At 69.3% G+C, this 16,028-nt stretch carries 16 protein-coding genes; 13 read left to right on the top strand and 3 right to left on the bottom strand.

Annotated features, from left to right (window positions below; all coding sequences use genetic code 11):
- Positions 1-76 precede the first annotated feature (76 nt).
- From ligA to ABD658_RS06415, 8 genes are all read left to right on the top strand, one after another.
- A complete protein-coding gene (ligA, locus tag ABD658_RS06450; protein ID WP_344684009.1) occupies positions 77-2,413 on the top strand; it encodes an NAD-dependent DNA ligase LigA in 2,337 nt (778 codons plus the stop codon).
- A 79-nt stretch (positions 2,414-2,492) separates the two neighbouring features.
- Entirely contained in the window at positions 2,493-3,443 is a 951-nt protein-coding gene (locus ABD658_RS06445; protein WP_344684011.1) for an inositol monophosphatase family protein, read from the top strand.
- Positions 3,440-4,015 carry a GNAT family N-acetyltransferase gene (locus ABD658_RS06440; RefSeq protein WP_344684014.1) on the top strand — a complete coding sequence of 192 codons (576 nt, stop codon included), beginning with the start codon at positions 3,440-3,442 and terminating at the stop codon, positions 4,013-4,015. The genes ABD658_RS06445 and ABD658_RS06440 overlap by 4 nt, the downstream gene beginning before the upstream one ends.
- Before the next feature lie 109 nt (positions 4,016-4,124).
- Positions 4,125-4,421: an Asp-tRNA(Asn)/Glu-tRNA(Gln) amidotransferase subunit GatC gene (gene gatC, locus ABD658_RS06435; RefSeq protein WP_070162280.1), complete on the top strand. Its 297-nt coding sequence runs from the start codon at positions 4,125-4,127 to the stop codon at positions 4,419-4,421.
- Positions 4,422-4,429: 8 nt separating this feature from the next.
- A complete protein-coding gene (gene gatA / locus ABD658_RS06430; protein ID WP_344684016.1) occupies positions 4,430-5,992 on the top strand; it encodes an Asp-tRNA(Asn)/Glu-tRNA(Gln) amidotransferase subunit GatA in 1,563 nt (520 codons plus the stop codon).
- A gap of 8 nt (positions 5,993-6,000) precedes the next feature.
- Complete coding sequence (gatB, locus tag ABD658_RS06425; protein WP_344684018.1) at positions 6,001-7,518, top strand: Asp-tRNA(Asn)/Glu-tRNA(Gln) amidotransferase subunit GatB; 1,518 nt, start codon at positions 6,001-6,003, stop codon at positions 7,516-7,518.
- The gene (locus tag ABD658_RS06420) at positions 7,515-7,721 is read left to right on the top strand and encodes a hypothetical protein (RefSeq protein ID WP_344684020.1); all 207 of its coding nucleotides are present in this window, start codon (positions 7,515-7,517) and stop codon (positions 7,719-7,721) included. The genes gatB and ABD658_RS06420 overlap by 4 nt, the downstream gene beginning before the upstream one ends.
- A 279-nt stretch (positions 7,722-8,000) precedes the next feature.
- Entirely contained in the window at positions 8,001-9,644 is a 1,644-nt protein-coding gene (locus ABD658_RS06415) for an alanine/glycine:cation symporter family protein (RefSeq protein WP_344684022.1), read from the top strand.
- Positions 9,645-9,794: 150 nt separating this feature from the next.
- On the opposite strand, the gene ABD658_RS06410 is transcribed toward ABD658_RS06415, so the two are convergent.
- Both ABD658_RS06410 and ABD658_RS06405 read right to left on the bottom strand, forming a co-directional pair.
- Positions 9,795-10,049 carry a hypothetical protein gene (locus ABD658_RS06410; RefSeq protein WP_344684024.1) on the bottom strand — a complete coding sequence of 85 codons (255 nt, stop codon included), beginning with the start codon at positions 10,047-10,049 and terminating at the stop codon, positions 9,795-9,797.
- 64 nt (positions 10,050-10,113) lie between these two features.
- A complete protein-coding gene (locus ABD658_RS06405; RefSeq protein WP_085437423.1) occupies positions 10,114-10,521 on the bottom strand; it encodes a hypothetical protein in 408 nt (135 codons plus the stop codon).
- 146 nt (positions 10,522-10,667) lie between these two features.
- On the opposite strand from ABD658_RS06405, the gene ABD658_RS06400 reads away from it, so the two are divergent.
- From ABD658_RS06400 to ABD658_RS06385, 4 genes are read left to right on the top strand one after another with little or no spacing between them, the layout of a single operon-like run.
- On the top strand, positions 10,668-11,276 hold the full coding sequence (locus ABD658_RS06400; RefSeq protein ID WP_344684028.1) for a TetR/AcrR family transcriptional regulator: 609 nt from the start codon (positions 10,668-10,670) through the stop codon (positions 11,274-11,276).
- A 9-nt stretch (positions 11,277-11,285) separates the two neighbouring features.
- Complete coding sequence (locus ABD658_RS06395) at positions 11,286-11,651, top strand: hypothetical protein (RefSeq protein WP_344684030.1); 366 nt, start codon at positions 11,286-11,288, stop codon at positions 11,649-11,651.
- 56 nt (positions 11,652-11,707) lie between these two features.
- Positions 11,708-12,601, top strand: a complete 894-nt coding sequence (locus ABD658_RS06390) for a fructosamine kinase family protein (protein ID WP_344684032.1) — start codon at positions 11,708-11,710, stop codon at positions 12,599-12,601.
- A 48-nt stretch (positions 12,602-12,649) separates the two neighbouring features.
- Positions 12,650-13,246 (top strand): arsenate reductase/protein-tyrosine-phosphatase family protein, encoded by a 597-nt coding sequence (locus ABD658_RS06385; RefSeq protein ID WP_344684034.1) that lies wholly within the window; start codon positions 12,650-12,652, stop codon positions 13,244-13,246.
- Here ABD658_RS06385 and ABD658_RS06380 read toward each other — a convergent pair.
- The gene (locus ABD658_RS06380) at positions 13,233-14,156 is read right to left on the bottom strand and encodes a CPBP family intramembrane glutamic endopeptidase (protein WP_344684036.1); all 924 of its coding nucleotides are present in this window, start codon (positions 14,154-14,156) and stop codon (positions 13,233-13,235) included. The two genes, ABD658_RS06385 and ABD658_RS06380, sit on opposite strands and share 14 nt — an antisense overlap.
- 297 nt (positions 14,157-14,453) lie before the next feature.
- Between ABD658_RS06380 and ABD658_RS06375 the strand changes: the two genes are divergently transcribed.
- Positions 14,454-16,013, top strand: coding sequence for an alanine/glycine:cation symporter family protein (locus ABD658_RS06375; RefSeq protein WP_344684039.1), 1,560 nt, complete (start codon positions 14,454-14,456; stop codon positions 16,011-16,013).
- The last annotated feature ends 15 nt before the right edge of the window (positions 16,014-16,028 follow it).

Here is a 16,028-nt window from a genome sequence, read left to right as displayed (position 1 = left end):
TGCCGTGGCCGAGGTCTCGTGGCTCGGATGCGCGGGGCCTCTGATCATGTCCGGGGGAGGTCATAGACTGGTGCGCGTGACCGAGACTGCTGACCGCGACGCCGTCGAGCCCGCTCCCGAACCCACCGCAGAGCCCGCCTCAGCGCCGTCGGCCGAGCCATCCGCTCCGCCGACGGCGCTGCGTGAGGAGTACGAGCAGCTCGTGGAGGAGGTGCGTCGCCATCGGGTGGCGTACTACCAGGAGGACGCCCCGCTGATCTCTGACGCGGAGTTCGATGAGCTCTACTCCCGGCTGCAGCGCATTGAGGCCGAGCATCCGGAGATCGTCTCGGCGGACTCACCCACGCAGGAGGTCGGCGGCGAGGTCTCCGAGGCGTTCTCCCCGGTTACCCATCTGCAGCGCATGTATTCCCTGGAGGACGTCTTCTCCCGCTCCGAGCTGCGCGCCTGGTATGACCGCGCCGTCGCCTCTCTGGCCGAGGTGCGCCCCGACGCGACGCCCACCTGGCTCACCGAGGTCAAGATCGACGGGCTGGCCATCAACCTGCTCTACCGGGAGGGCCGCCTGGTCCGCGCGGCCACCCGAGGCGACGGCACCACCGGCGAGGACGTCACCCACAACGTGCTGACCATCGAGGACATCCCGCAGCGGCTCTCCGGTGAGGGTCACCCTGCGGAGCTGGAGGTCCGCGGAGAGATCTTCATGCCCACCGAGCAGTTCCACGCCTTCAACGAGCGGCTCACCGCCGCCGGGAAGCCGCCGCTGGCGAACCCCCGCAACGCCGCGGCGGGCTCGCTGCGGCAGAAGGACCCCGCCAAGACCGCCGAGCGCCCGCTGAGCATGTTCGTCCACGGACTCGGCGCCCGAGAGGGCCTCGACCTGGGCTCGCAGCATGAGGCCTATGAGCTGCTGGCCTCCTGGGGCCTGCCGGTCAGTCCCTACACGAAGCTGCTGCGCAGCTATGAGGACATCGAGGCCTACCTGGACGAGCACCAGTCCAGGCGCCACGAGCTGGTCCATGAGATCGACGGCGTCGTGATCAAGGTGGACGACTTCGACCAGCAGCGCGCGCTGGGCCACACCTCGCGGGTCCCGCGCTGGGCGGCCGCCTACAAGTACCCGCCGGAGGAGGTCCACACGCGCCTGGTGGACATCCAGGTGCAGGTGGGCCGCACCGGCCGGGTCACGCCCTTCGCCGTGCTGGAGCCCCAGAAGGTCGCCGGCTCAGTGGTCTCCCGCGCCACTCTGCACAATCAGGACGTGGTCCGGGCCAAGGGCGTGCTGATCGGCGACGACGTGATCGTGCGCAAGGCCGGCGACGTCATCCCTGAGGTGCTGGGCCCGGTGCTTCCCTCCCGCGAGGGACGGGAGGAGGAGCTCCACGAGTTCGTCTTCCCGGTGAAGTGTCCGGCCTGCGGGACCGAGCTGCGTCCCGCGAAGGAGGGCGACGTCGACTATCGCTGCCCCAATGCGGAGTCGTGTCCCGCCCAGCTGGCCGAACGGGTCATCCACGTCGGCTCCCGGGGCGCCTTGGACATCGAGGGCCTCGGAGAGGAGGGCGGTCGTGCGCTGACGGATCCGGACTTCCGCCGCCCGGACCTCCCCGAGCTGGTCAGCCGCGAGGCCGTCGCAGAGTCGGGGGTCATGGTGACCTTCGGCGAGGACGGGATGCCGGAGCCCCAGACGCCGGTGCTGCGCAACGAGGCCGATCTCTTCCACCTCTCCCCGGAGGACCTCAAGGACGTCTACGTCTGGCGGGAGGAGCGGCACTACGACGCCGCCTCGCGCACGTGGACGAAGACCGGGCTGTGGACCGTGGAGCGGTACTTCGCCAAGCAGGACGGGGATCCCAACGACCGTTGCCGCACGCTGTTCTCCGAGCTGGAGAAGGCCAAGGAGCAGCCGCTGTGGCGTGTGCTGGTGGCGCTGTCCATCCGGCACGTCGGCCCCACGGCCTCGCGGGCCCTGGCCGCCGCCTACGGCTCGCTGGAGAAGATCCAGGCCGCCGACGAGGAGGAGCTCGCCGGCATCGACGGAGTGGGCCCCACCATCGCGGCGGCGGTGCACGAGTGGTTCTCGCTCGACTGGCACCGGCGGATCGTGGAGCGTTGGGCGGAGGCCGGGGTCCGCATGGTCGACGACGTCGACGAGGAGACGCCGCGCACCCTCGAAGGCCTGACGGTGGTGGTCACCGGCAGTCTGGAGAACTGGTCCCGGGACGAGTCCAAAGAGGCGATCATCGCCCGCGGAGGCCGGGCCGCCGGCTCCGTGTCGAAGAAGACCGCCTACGTCGTGGCCGGAGCCAACGCCGGCTCCAAGCTGGACAAGGCCGCATCGCTGGGGGTGCCGGTGCTGGACGAGGAGCAGTTCGGCGTCCTGCTGCAGAGGGGGCCGGAGGGCCTCGAGTCCTGAGACCCGGCACGACGCCCGGCTCATCAGGAGTCACATCACGTGCACCACACATCATCGACGAGGGTTGGGAGACCACATCGTGACCGCTGCGCATCAGCTGCTGGACATCGCCCGCGAGGCCGCCGCCGCCGGGGCCGCCGTGCTGGCCGGGCGGGACGACGTCGCGCCCTCCGGACTGGCCCTGGGCGGTGACGGGGTTGAGACCAAGAGCTCGGAGTCCGACCTGGTGACCGACTTCGACCGTCGTGCCGAGCAGGCCGTGCGCACGGTGCTGCGGCGTCGGCGCCCTGAGGACACGGTCACGGGGGAGGAGTACGGCACCGTCGCCCCCGACGGCGCCACCGGCTACCGCTGGTCGATCGACCCGCTCGACGGAACCACCAACTTCGTGCGCGGCATCCTCTACTACGGCACCTCGGTGGCGGTGCAGGGCCCCGACGGTCAGTGGCTGGTCGGCGTCGTCCATGCTCCCGGGCTGCGCCGCCTCTGGTGGGCCTCGCGCGACGGCGGGGCGTTCACCTCTCGTCTCGACGGGGAGGGACCCGGGTGGCCGATCGGGGATCCGGTGCGTCTGCGCGGCCCGCGGGGCAGCCTGTCCGCGGGTCTGCTCTCGACCGGCTTCGGCTACGACCCCGAACGGCGCGCTCAGCAGACCGCCGCCGTCGCCGCCATGCTCGACAGCTTCGGCAATCTGCGGCGCCTCGGGGCAGCGGCCCTGGACATATGCATGGTCGCTGACGGCACGGTGGAGGCCTTCGCGGAGTTCGGTATCCAGGAGCACGACTGGTCCGCCGCCGCACTGATCGCCGAGGAGGCCGGGGTGCCGGTGCGGCGCCCGGCCGTGGCGGACAGCTCGGTGCGGGGAGACTGGTGTCTCATCGGAGACATCGGCATCCCCCATACGCGGCTGCGTCCGCTGCCCATCGGCCTCGCCGAGGAGCAGGTACAGGACGGGCAGGCGGACGACGAGCGGGCGCAGGACGAGCGGGCGCAGGACGGGAAGGTGCCGGGAGAAGGCGCTGCCCGATGACCGGCCAGTTCCTCGAAGACGGTGCCGCGCCGGAGCGTTCTTCCACTCTCCCGGAGGTGGTGATCCGTCCGGCCCGGCCCGACGATCATGCCCGTATCGGCGAGCTCACCGTCGCAGCCTATGTCGACGGCGGTCATCTGTCGGCGGATGATCCCTACATCTCGCAGCTGGCCGACGTCGCCTACCGAGCGGAGCATGGCGAGCTGATCGTGGCCGAGGTCGACGGCGTGGTCGCCGCCTCCGCCGTCATCGCTTGGCCCGGCGACGCGCTCGCCGAGCTCGCCCGCGGCACCGAGATGGAGTTCCGCATGCTCTCGGTGGCGCCCGCGTTCCAGGGCCGGGGGATCGCCCGGACCATGGTGCGGCACCTCATCGGCCGGGCGGAGCAGGCCGGTGCGGAGGGCATCGTGCTGTGCAGCCTGGCCTCCATGACCGCGGCCCACCGGCTGTACCGCTCCGAAGGATTCGTCGAGGACCCCAGCCGGGACCTGGTGATCACCCGGGAGCAGCACGGCAAGGACGCCCGCTTCCCGTTCTTCCGGCGCCCCGTAGGCCGCCTGAGATCGCCCTGAACCTGGCCTGGACCGGGCACGGAGTCCGACCGTCCCCGTCAGGTGCCTCGACTAGACTGTCGGGGACTTCGAAATCCACGTGTGAACCCCACGACCCCGTAGGAGCTGCATGTCTGAGATCTCGCGCGCCGACGTCGAGCATCTGGCCACACTTGCACATATCAGCATGACCGAGGAGGAGCTGACGACGATGGCCGGCGAGCTGGCCGTCATCGTGGACTCCGTGAAGAAGGTGTCCGAGGCGGTCTCCGAGGACGTGCCCGCCACCAGCCACCCGCTGCCGCTGACCAACGTCTTCCGTGAGGACGTCGTCGGCGAGGTCTTCACCGAGGAGCAGTCTCTGCTCAACGCCCCCGACGCCGAGGACGGGCGATTCAAGGTTCCGGCGATCCTGGACGAGGAGTGAGGCTGACCATGACCGAGCTGATCCGACTGACCGCCGCCCAGATGGCGGAGAAGCTGCGCGCCGGGGAGATCACCTCCACCGAGCTCGTGCAGGCCCACCTGGACCGCATCACCGCCGTCGACGGCGGTGACCGCGGTATCCACGCCTTCCTCCACGTCTCCGCCGAGGAGGCGCTGGACACCGCCGCCGAGGTGGACAAGATCCGCGCCGCCGGAGGTGGCGACGCCGAGGCGCTGCACCCGCTGGCCGGGGTACCCATTGCGATCAAGGACCTGATCGTGACCGTCGGGCAGCCCACCACGGCCGGTTCGAAGATGCTCGAGGGCTGGATGAGCCCCTACGACGCCACCGTGATCGAGAAGATCCGGGCCGCCCGGCTGCCGATCCTGGGCAAGACCAACCTCGACGAGTTCGCGATGGGCTCCTCCACGGAGCACTCCGCCTACGGTGTGACCCGCAACCCGTGGGACCTGGACCGCATCCCGGGCGGCTCCGGCGGAGGCTCCGCGGCCGCCGTCGCCGCCTTCGAGGCACCGCTGGCCCTGGGCACCGACACCGGCGGTTCCATCCGGCAGCCCGGGGCGGTGACCGGCACCGTGGGCACCAAGCCCACCTACGGCTCGGTCTCCCGCTACGGGGCCATCGCCATGGCGTCCTCGCTGGACCAGATCGGCCCGGTGGCCCGGACCACCGAGGACGCCGCGCTGCTGCACGCGCTCATCGCCGGCCACGACCCGAAGGACTCCACCTCCCTGACGGATGAGGTGCCGGACTTCGCCCAGGCGGCCCGCCGGGTGGACGTGACCGGCCTCAAGGTCGGCGTCATCCGTCAGCTGCAGGGGGAGGGCTACCAGCAGGGCGTGCTCGCCCGCTTCCAGGAGGCCCTGGACGCGCTGCGTGAGGCCGGTGCGGAGATCGTGGAGGTCGACTGCCCCAGCTTCGAACATGCGCTGAGCGCCTACTACCTCATCATGCCCTCGGAGGCCTCTTCCAACCTCGCCCGCTACGACGGCGTGCGCTACGGCCACCGTGTGCTGCCCGAGGACGGGCCGCTCACGATCGAACGCGTCATGGGGGCGACCCGCGCCGCCGGCTTCGGGGACGAGGTCAAGCGCCGCATCGTGCTGGGCACCTATGCCCTGTCGGCCGGCTACTACGACGCCTACTACGGCTCGGCGCAGAAGGTCCGCACCCTCATCCAGCGGGACTTCGACGCCGCCTTCGAGCAGGCCGACGTGCTGATCTCCCCGACCTCGCCCACCGTGGCGTTCCCGCTGGGGGAGAAGCTCGACGACCCGCTGGCCATGTACCTCAACGACGTGGCCACCATCCCGGCGAACCTGGCCGGTGTCCCGGGCATCTCGGTGCCCGGCGGGCTGGCCGACGACGGCGCCGGGGGCCAGCTGCCGGTGGGCATCCAGTTCCTCGCGCCCGCCCGTGAGGACGCCCGGGTCTACCACGCCGGTGCGGCCCTGGAGCGTCTGCTCACCGCCGACGCCGAACCGCTGTGGGCCCAGATCCCCGAGCTGGCCGCCGAGCCCGCCGTCACGGCCCAGACTGCAGGAGAGTGAGGACACCTATGACTGAGACGCTCACCGAGGCATCGCCGCTGTCCTACGAGGAGGCGATGGTCCGCTTCGACCCGGTCCTCGGCTTCGAGGTCCATGTGGAGCTCAACACGAAGACGAAGATGTTCTCCTCCGCGCCGAACGCCTTCGGCGACGAGCCGAACACCAACGTCAACCCGGTCTGTCTGGGTCTGCCCGGCACCCTGCCGGTGGTCAACCGGCAGGCGGTGGAGGACGCCATCAAGCTCGGCCTCGCACTGAACTGCCGGATCGCGGAGACCTGCCGCTTCGCCCGCAAACAGTACTTCTACCCGGACACCCCGAAGAACTGGCAGACCTCCCAGTACGACGAGCCGATCGCCTTCGACGGTCACCTCGACGTGGAGCTCGACGACGGTGAGATCTTCCGCGTGGAGATCGAGCGCGCCCACATGGAAGAGGACGCCGGCAAGCTCACCCACGCTGGCGGCTCCGGCCGCATCCAGGGCGCGGACTACTCCCTGGTGGACTACAACCGCTCCGGGGTGCCGCTGATCGAGATCGTCACCAAGCCGATCGTCGGGGCCGGCGAGCGGGCCCCGGAGATCGCTCGGGCCTATGTCTCGGCCATCCGGGACATCGTCAAGGCGTTGGACATCTCGGACGCCCGCATGGAGCGGGGCAACGTCCGCTGCGACGCCAACGTCTCCCTGATGCCCAAGGGCGCCAGCGAGTTCGGCACCCGCTCGGAGACCAAGAACGTGAACTCCCTGCGCGCGGTGGAGCACGCGGTGACCTACGAGATCCGCCGTCACGCCGGGGTGCTCAGCGCCGGGGGGAGCATCGTCCAGGAGACGCGTCACTGGAAGGAGGACACCCGCACCACCAGCTCCGGGCGTCCGAAGTCCGATGCGGACGACTATCGGTACTTCCCCGAGCCGGATCTGCTGCCGATCGTCACCACGGAGGAGTGGATCGAGAAGCTGCGCGCCGAGCTGCCGGAGCCTCCGGCGGAGCGTCGCCGCCGTCTGCGTGAGGCTTGGGGCTATGCGGACGCGGAGTTCCGTGACGTCGTCGCCGCCGGTCTGCTCAGCGAGATCGAGGAGACCGTGGACTCCGGAGCCACTCCGGCGGTGGCCCGCAAGTGGTGGATGGGGGAGATCTCCCGTCTGGCCAACGCCCGCGATCTCGAACCGGCGGCGCTGGGAGTGACCCCGGCGACCATCATCGAGCTGGCCGGTCTGATCGACGCGGGGAAGATCAATGACAAGATCGCCCGTCAGGTGCTGGAGCACCATCTCGACGGCGAGGGCTCGCCGGAGGAGATCGTCTCCGCCCGCGGCCTGGAGGTGGTCTCCGACGACGGTGCGCTCACCGCCGCCGTCGAGAAGGCCATGGCCGAGAACCCGGATGTGGTGGAGAAGGTGGCCGGCGGCAAGCTCAAGGCCATCGGGGCGCTCATCGGCCCGGTCATGAAGGAGACCCGCGGTCAGGCTGACGCCGGCAAGGTCCGCGAGATCGTGCTGGCCAAGCTCGGGATCGAGGGATGAGCGGCGAAGGGCAGGACGGCGGAGCCTCGGACCAGCCGGGACGGGATCCGCGCCGGGGGCTGCACCCCGTGGTGCTGGTGATCTGCATCCTGCTCTTCGTCTTCCTGTTCTTCCTCATCCGCGACGTCCGCACTGAATATGTGGGGGAGTACGGCTCCGAGGAATCGGCTCCGTCTCCGGGGCGGGTCGTCGAGAGCAGCTGAGGCGACACGCCGAGACGGCCCCGTGCTGCACCCCTGTGGTGCGGTGCGGGGCCGTCGTCGTCCCTGTGGCCCCAGATCAGACGCGCGTCAGTAAAGAATGCATCCTTCGAAACGTAACTGGTACACCAGAATTGCGTACGGAAAAGCTCCTGAAACATCTCGCATATAGATTGTTGTGCGTACCGGGTAGTACTCTCAGGGCACACAATCGTTGTGATCAGCATCACTCGACATGCAGATGGGGGACGACACATGTCCAGAGGAGGACACGTCTTGGCGATGGCCGAGGTCGAAGAGACCGGCAACGGCCTGCAGGGCGTCGCAGACACCATTGACGAATGGTTCGGTGAGATCACCGGCTTCTTCGTCAATCTCATCTTCGGCACCAACGTGGAGATTCCACTCGGTGCCCCGTTCCCGGAGGGCACCACGCTCTGGGACGGCCCGCTGGTGGTCCTCTGGGCCATCGTCGCGGCCATCGGGTTCACCATCTATTTCGGCTTCGTGCAGTTCCGGACCGCTCCGGTGACCTTTGAGATCGTGCGCGGCAAATGGACCACCGAGGATGATCCTGGCGAGGTCACCCACTTCCAGGCCCTGACGGCTGCGGTCTCCGGCACCGTGGGGCTCGGCAACATCGCCGGTGTCGCCGCTGCGGTCTCCCTGGGTGGCCCCGGCGCCACGTTCTGGATGATCCTGGCCGGCCTGTTCGGCATGTGCACCAAGTTCGTGGAGTGCACCTTGGGGGTCAAGTATCGCCACATCGATGAGAACGGCATCGTCCACGGCGGGCCGTTCAAGTACCTGCCGGTGGCGTTCCGGAAGCTCGGCAGGCTGCCGGTGCTCATCATCACCGGCGTCTTCGCGATCTCGATCATGCTGTTCGGCATCATCGGCGGCGGCATGTTCCAGGCCAACCAGACGTACGGGGCCATCGAGTCCGCCGGCAGCACGCTCGACGAGATGACCGGCACCTCCGCGTTCGCTTTCCTGGGCACGGACACCTCGGCGTTCATCTTCGGCCTGATCTTCGCAGGGCTGGTGGCTCTGGTCATCATCGGCGGCATCCGCCGGATCGGCTCCGCCACGGCGAAGATCGTGCCCACGATGGCCGGCATCTACGTGCTGGCCTGCCTGATCGTCATCGCGGTGAACATCACCAACATCGGTGACGCGTTCGGCGCGATCATCTCCGGGGCCTTCACCGCAGAGGGCATCACCGGTGGTGTCATCGGCGTGATCATCATCGGTGTGCAGCGTGCGGCATTCTCCAACGAGGCGGGCATCGGCTCGGCCCCGATCGCCCACTCCGCGGTGAAGACCCGTCGCCCGGTCTCGGAGGGCTTCAACGCCATCCTGGAGCCGTTCATCGACACTGTGGTGGTCTGCACCATGACCGCCCTGGTGATCATCTTCGCCTGGCCCGCCGACTATGAGGAGGCCATCGGTGTCGGTCACGACAACCCGGTGGGCCTGACGGCCGCCTCCTTCGAGACCTTCCTTCCCGGGTTCTCCGTGGTCCTGGCGATCTGTGTGGCGCTCTTCGCGTTCTCCACCCTGATCACCTGGAGCTACTACGGGATCCAGGCCTGGCGCTACCTGGTGGGCATGTCGAAGACCAAGGACCTCATCTTCCGCTCCATCATCTGCGTGATGATCGTGATCGGCTGCATGGTGTCCTTCGGCAACATCATCGACTTCGCCGACTCGGCCCTGTTCCTGTGCATCTTCATCAACGTCGTCGGCTGCGTGATCCTGGCGCCGAAGGTCAAGGAGGAGATGAAGCAGTACCTCGCGGACCGGGCCGCCGGACGCCTCTTCGAGGACCCGAACGAGCTGCCCTCGGACACCCGTGAGATGGCCATCCTGGAGTTTCTGCAGGACAAGCCGTACGGCACATCGTTCGAGAAGCGCCGCGACTGAGTCGGTGACGGACTGAGCATGTGACGGACTGAGCCGGGGAGCCCGGACGGTCTGCGTATCGAGGGGATGCGCAGACCGCCCGGGCCTCCTCATGTCTGGGGCGCCTCATGTCTGGAGTGCCTCATGGGTGAGCTTCCTGCCGATCGCCCGTCACAGCAGTTCGTCGAGGACGTCGTCGGTCCAGTCGTCGGAGGACTCGGGCGACTTCCGCCTCGCCTTCGCTGACCGGCGCCCCCAGAGGCTTCCTCCCGTCAGTGCTGCGCCGGCCAGGACGGCGGCTCCCTGGAGTGCGGTGAGTGCGGCACCGTCGGCGAAGCGGCCCAGGAGGCCGAAGTCGTCGTTCCACAGGCCGCCGATGCCGTTGATGAGCAGAATGATGCCGATGATCTCCATGAGGATGCGCATGGAAGGGTCTCCTGTTCCGTGAAGGGGTGATCGGGGTGTGCCGCTGTGGGGCCTGGCGAGAGGCTCAGCGGGATGCGAGGTCGATGGGCTCGCCGTCGACTTCGACGTCGATGCCGTGGGGCACCTCGACGTCGAAGCGGGCGTCGCAGACGGCGATGCCGTGGCAGCCGGCGTCGATCTCCAGGGTGTCGCCGTCCAGGGTCCAGACGAGCTTCTCGAAGCCTGCCGTCTTCGCGAACCAGCGGGTGACCAGGATGTCGTCCCGATCGGCGGCGACGACGTGGGTGGCGACCTCATGGGTCTCGATGGAGAGGGCGTCGCCGTCGTAGTCGAAGGTCTTGGACTCCGGGTCGGCCTCAGAGGCGTCCGTGGTGCAGGCCGACAGGGTCAGCAGGGCGAGGGCCGCCGCGGTGGCGCCGCCTGTGCGAAGGAGAGCGCCGCGCGCCCGAGTGGCCGGATGGGGGTCTGCCATGGAGTGCTCCCGAGGGGTCGGTGGGTGTGTCGCAGTGGCGTGGTGCAGGGCGGTCACAGGGCGCCCAGTGGTTCTAGCACAGTCGTGCTATAGACGACGCCGCGAGTGTAGCACGGTCGTGCTACTGTGTGTCCATGCCTCGGACCATGGATCGTGATGCACGCAAGAACCAGCTCGCGGAGGCGGTATGGCAGGTGATCCTCGACCAGGGCATCTCCGCGGTCTCTGTACGCACTGTCGCGGATCGGGCCGGCGTCGCCGTCGGCTCGCTCCGGCATGTGTTCCCGAGCCGAGCAGAGCTCGTGCAGTTCTCCGCCGAGCTCATGGTGCAGCGCGCCACGGATCGTCTCCATGCCACCTACACGGAGGCGGCCTCCCATGCCCCGGAGGCGCGTGCCCTCGCCCTCATCGGAGAGGTCCTTCCGCTCACGCCGGACACCCGGGCGGAGTTCGAGGTCAACCTCGCCCTCCTGGCCGAACGCGCCGCGGTGCCGGAGCTCCATCGGGTCCGGGGCGAGGCGCACCAGGGGCTGGCCGGGCTCTGTGGGCGCATCGTCGAGATGCTGACCTCAGAGCCCGGGTCTCCGGCAGCAGTGGTCACGGCGCAGCGGCTCCACGCGTTGGTCGACGGACTCGCCTTCCACCTCTTCCATCAGCCGCCGGAGGCCGACTCCGCGTGGGCGCTCGACATCGTCAGGGCCGAGCTCGGCGAGATTGCCGCACCCTCCAGCGACGGTGTCGAAGGCTGTGAGTAGAGTGGCGCCATGGACGAGAATTGGATCGACCATCATCGGAACGACGGTGAGCGGGTGGGTTGGATCCGTATGTCCGGGGACGGCCTCGTCGCCGTGGACATCCTGGGCAGGCCGATCACCGAACAGGTCGACTGGCTCCAGGCTGAGGAGGCGCTGGACGGGAGAGGCCTGTCCTTCCTGGCGGATCCCTGGCTGCTGAGGCTGCCTGCCGGAGAAGAGGTCCGCGTCCGGATCGTGGAAGTCAGTCCGGACCGTATTCGCGTGGCCGAGGATGCGATGGGGGCGGCCTCCGTGGTGGGCTCTCGGCCTCGGGAGTACACCCTGCCCTTCCCCGCCCCGGACGCGCTGCGCCCGGTCCGGGAGCACGGAGGGTGAGTGTCGAGCGTGAGCACGGAGCGTGAGTGCGCAGCGGAGCTCCTCGGGTGGGCACGATGAGCGTTCGCAAGACCAGCAGGACGACGGCGGCTCCGCGGATCGAGGCCGCGGGTCTGCGCTGGCTGGCTGAAGCTGTGCCGGACGGGGGAGCCGCCGTGGTCCGCGTGCTCGACGTCGACGATGACGCGCTCACTGTGGAGACCGTCGTGGAGGCTCGGCCCGATCGGATGTCAGCTGCGGCCTTCGGCGCAGCCCTGGCCCGCACCCACCGGAGCCTACCTGCCGGCACGGCCTTCGGCGCCCTGCCCCCGGGGCACCCGCCCGGGGAGCCGCCCCTGTTCGGCCCGGCCGGCCAGCTGCTCCCCATGGGCTCGGGGACTCATCCCAGTTGGGGCTCCTTCCTCGCCGCTGAGCGACTGGACCCGTTGCTGGAGCGCCTGACGGCAGTCCCGCCGGTGCTGCGCGCCGCCCGGGACCGCATCTCCTCCGGCGACCTCGACGGCGGCGGGACATGTGGCACCGGTGGCACCGGTGGCACCGGTGACGCAGGCGGCGCACGCGGAACTGGCCAGGCCACGGACCCTGTGGAGCCGCCGTCGCGCCTCCATGGTGACCTCTGGTCCGGGAACCTGCTGTGGAGGCGCGTCTTCCCGGAGGAGCCCGCCGCCGCAGGCTCACCGGGCCGCGACGCCGACGTCGAGGGTGTGCTCATCGATCCCTTCGCCCACGCCGGCCACCGGGAATCGGATCTGGCGATGATGCAGCTGTTCGGCCTGCCCCACCTGGACGCCGTGGTGGCGGGCTATCAGGCCCAGTGGCCTCTCGCGCCGGGGTGGGAGGAACGTGTGCCGGTTCATCAGCTGTTCTACCTGCTGGGGCATTGGGTGCTCTTCGGGGACGGCTACGCGGCCGCCACCCTGCGCTGCTGCGAGGCGACCCTGGCCCTGTGAGAGGATCCTGTGCAGGACCGACCCGCGAATCCTCGTCAGGAGGGGACCATGACCCAGGACTTCACCGTGCTGACCGTCTGCACCGGCAACATCTGCCGCTCACCCGCCATGGAGCGGCTGTTCGTCCACGTGTTCGCCGACGCCGCCGAGGAGGGTCTGCGGGTGCACTCGGGCGGCACCTACGCCCACGACGGCGAGGACATGCAGCCGCCGATGAAGCAGCGGGTCGCGGACTACGGCGCCGACGCCGCCGACTTCACCGCCAGACAGGTCACCGCCGCGATGGTGGAGGAGGCTGACCTCATCCTCACCGCCACCCGAGAGCACCTGGAGGACGTCACGGCCGAGGTTCCGGGGGCGCGGGCGCGGACCTTCACCATCCGGGAGCTCGGTCGGCTGGCGGAGCACCTCGGACGGGAGGCCGTCCGCGCGCAGCTGCGCGACGTCGTGGGGGAGGGGGCCACGCAGCGGGACCGGATCGCCGCCGTCGTGCCCCTGCTGGACCGGGCGCGCCAGGATGCCGGACGCCCGGGGCCGGACGATGACGTCGTGGACCCCTACATGCTGCCCGACGACGTCTACGACGAGTCCTTCCAGCAGATCATCGGTCCGATCGAGGTGCTGGCCGAAGTCACCCGCCGATGAGTGCGGACACCCCGGTCAGGCGCAGCACCAGGGGGAAGGCCAGAAACGCCACCGCATCCAGCAGGAAGTGGGCGATCACCAGTGGCATCACGCGACCGTACCGCAGGTAGACGGCGCCGAAGACCACGCCCATGAGCGCGTTCCCCAGGCCTGGACCGAAGCCCTGGTAGAGGTGGTAGGCCCCGCGCAGGAGCGCCGCGGCCACCACCACCCACCAGAGTCTGCCCAACCGCGGCAGTCCGGCCGGGGCGGCGTCCCGGGGCTCGGCCCGGTGGCCGGCCGGGGCGGGGGCGGCCTGCAGGGAGCTCTCGGGGCGGACCCACGACGGCGTCAGCCCCGGCCAGATCCTCCGTGCCCGGTCCAGCAGATAGGCGACCATGATGACCTCCTCCACCAGGGCATGGCGGACTGCGGCGATCAGCAGCGTCGGAGTGGTCCACCAGTGCGCGGTGACGTCGGCGGGGATGATCTCCATGGTCACCCCGGCGGTGCGGCCGCCCACATAGACCACCAGAGTGCCCGCCCCGATCAGCAGGAACAGGCCTGCCCCCAGGGCCAGGTCTCGGCGGGGGCGGCGCAGGTCCAAGCCGAAGCGACGGAACGGATTCACCCCGTGCAGGAACATCAGGTAGAGCACCAGTGCCACCGGCACGAGGGCGAAGATGCTGTCCAGCACCTGGTAGGTCAGGTCGAAGAGCTCGTGGCGGGACCGGCTGGAGTGGACGGTGGCCGTCTGCTCCGCCAACGGGGCCTCCGCCAGCCGCTCGGCCAGCTGCAGAATCGCGTAGACGGCGCTGCGCCCCAGCGAGACGCCCAGCACGAGGACGACCTCCCAGGCCAGGAAGCGGCGGGAGGGGACGCGGGCGGGCGGGCCAGGGGAGGGCTGAGCCGGGGGAGTCGGGCTGATCACCCAGCACAGCATAGTCAGCCCGGCATGGTCAGCCCGGCAGGAGGACGGAGAGCGCGCACCGGATGCGGCGACCTCACTGCCGCTGTGGCATGATGTGAGCGGCATCACGCCGCGCCGTCCTGGCAGACATACCGTCGAAACAGGACGGTGCTACTCTTTGCGATCGGAGCTCGACGTGAGCTCCGACACTCACAGACCGTCCGTGACACCCGTGCTCGCGCCGAGCCGACGGTCCGCGCCCGGCCACACCACCCCGTGCGCCGCTGCGACGAGTGTGATGATGAGGGAAGGAAACCCATGGACGCTTTCATCGAATGGGCAGACAACGTCGTCTGGAGCCCCTATCTAGTGTGGCTGTGCCTCGGCGCCGGTTTGCTGTTCACCATCCGCGCCAAGCTGGTGCAGTTCACGAGGATCCCGGACATGATCCGAGCCCTGGTGAGGGGAGGCAGCTCGAAGGACGGGATCTCCTCCTTCCAGGCGCTGACCATGTCCCTGTCGGGCCGCGTGGGCGCCGGCAACATCGCCGGTGTGGCCGTGGCCATCGCCTCCGGCGGGCCCGGTGCAGTGATGTGGATGTGGATCGTGGCGCTGCTCGGTGCGGCCACCTCCTTCGTGGAGTCCACCCTCGGCCAGATCTTCAAGGAGCGCGACCCACGCACCGGAGAGTACCGCGGCGGTCCCGCCTTCTACTTCGAGCGGGCCTACCGGCACACGTGGGCGGGCATCCCGCTGAAGATCTACGCCTGGATCTTCGCCGTCGTCTCGGTGGTGGCGCTGGGCGTGTTCCTGCCCGGCATCCAGACCGACACGATGTCGGGTGCGCTCACCAGTGCCTTCCCCGCACTGGACCGGTGGATGATCGGCGTCTTCCTGGCCATCGTGCTGGGGATCATCATCATCGGCGGTGTGAAGCGCATCGCCCACTTCACCGCCACGGTGGTGCCGATCATGGCGATCGGCTACATCATCATCGCGCTCATCGTGCTGTTGGCCAACGCCTCTGAGATCCCGGCCATGCTGCGCCTGATCTTCGAGTCCGCCTTCGGGGCTCACGCCGTCTTCGGCGGCATCCTGGGCTACGCCGTGGACCAGGGTGTGCGCCGCGGCATCTACTCCAACGAGGCCGGTCAGGGCACGGGGCCGCACGCGGCCGCCGCCACGGAGGTCTCCCACCCGGCCAAGCAGGGTCTGGTCCAGGCCTTCGCCGTCTACATCGACACGCTGATCGTCTGCTCGGCCACCGCGTTCCTGATCCTCTCCACCGGGATGTTCCAGGTGGAGACCGAGGACGGCCTGATCGAGCACGCCTCCAACCTGCCGGACGGTGTCGAGGCTGGAGCTCCGTACACCCAGTTCGCCCTGGACACGGTGTTCGCCGGGGCGGGCACGATCTTCGTGGCCATCGCGCTGACCTTCTTCGCCTTCTCCACGCTGGTGTACTACTACTACATGGCGGAGACGAACCTGACCTACGCCATGCGCAACGTGCGCAGCATCAGCGTCCAGCGGGCGCTGCTGGCCGTGCTGCAGGTGGTCATCCTGATCGTGGTCTTCTACGGTGCCATGGGCGCCGAGGGCCGGGCCTGGTCCATCGGCGACATCGGTGTGGGCATCATGGCCTGGCTGAACATCGTGGGCATCCTGCTCATCCAGCAGCCGGCGTTCAAGGCCCTGAAGGACTACCGGGCCCAGATGAAGGCCGGCAAGGACCCGCAGTTCGACCCGCGGACCGTGGGCGTGCGCAACGCCGAGTTCTGGGAGGAGCGGGCCGACGCCATGGCGAACGGCACCCACCCGGACGCCGGTCCGCAGCCCGGCGACGGCGGCGAGCCGGCCCCGGTGCCCGTGCGCTGAGGCCAGCCCGCCCTC

Source organism: Nesterenkonia aethiopica, assembly GCF_039534665.1.
Taxonomy (GTDB): domain Bacteria; phylum Actinomycetota; class Actinomycetes; order Actinomycetales; family Micrococcaceae; genus Nesterenkonia; species Nesterenkonia aethiopica.
Note: the sequence above shows the minus strand (reverse complement) of the source record. Positions and strands in the feature narration are given on the sequence as shown.

Bases quoted from the DNA above. Each gene is read 5' to 3' on its own strand.
- ABD658_RS06440 (WP_344684014.1), top strand. From the start codon at position 3,440: ATGACCGGCCAGTTCCTCGAAGACGGTGCCGCGCCGGAGCGTTCTTCC.
- gatC (WP_070162280.1), top strand. From the start codon at position 4,125: ATGTCTGAGATCTCGCGCGCCGACGTCGAGCATCTGGCCACACTTGCA.
- gatA (WP_344684016.1), top strand. From the start codon at position 4,430: ATGACCGAGCTGATCCGACTGACCGCCGCCCAGATGGCGGAGAAGCTG.
- gatB (WP_344684018.1), top strand. From the start codon at position 6,001: ATGACTGAGACGCTCACCGAGGCATCGCCGCTGTCCTACGAGGAGGCG.
- ABD658_RS06420 (WP_344684020.1), top strand. From the start codon at position 7,515: ATGAGCGGCGAAGGGCAGGACGGCGGAGCCTCGGACCAGCCGGGACGG.
- ABD658_RS06415 (WP_344684022.1), top strand. From the start codon at position 8,001: ATGGCCGAGGTCGAAGAGACCGGCAACGGCCTGCAGGGCGTCGCAGAC.
- ABD658_RS06410 (WP_344684024.1), bottom strand. From the start codon at position 10,049: ATGCGCATCCTCATGGAGATCATCGGCATCATTCTGCTCATCAACGGC.
- ABD658_RS06405 (WP_085437423.1), bottom strand. From the start codon at position 10,521: ATGGCAGACCCCCATCCGGCCACTCGGGCGCGCGGCGCTCTCCTTCGC.
- ABD658_RS06400 (WP_344684028.1), top strand. From the start codon at position 10,668: ATGGATCGTGATGCACGCAAGAACCAGCTCGCGGAGGCGGTATGGCAG.
- ABD658_RS06395 (WP_344684030.1), top strand. From the start codon at position 11,286: ATGGACGAGAATTGGATCGACCATCATCGGAACGACGGTGAGCGGGTG.
- ABD658_RS06390 (WP_344684032.1), top strand. From the start codon at position 11,708: ATGAGCGTTCGCAAGACCAGCAGGACGACGGCGGCTCCGCGGATCGAG.
- ABD658_RS06385 (WP_344684034.1), top strand. From the start codon at position 12,650: ATGACCCAGGACTTCACCGTGCTGACCGTCTGCACCGGCAACATCTGC.
- ABD658_RS06375 (WP_344684039.1), top strand. From the start codon at position 14,454: ATGGACGCTTTCATCGAATGGGCAGACAACGTCGTCTGGAGCCCCTAT.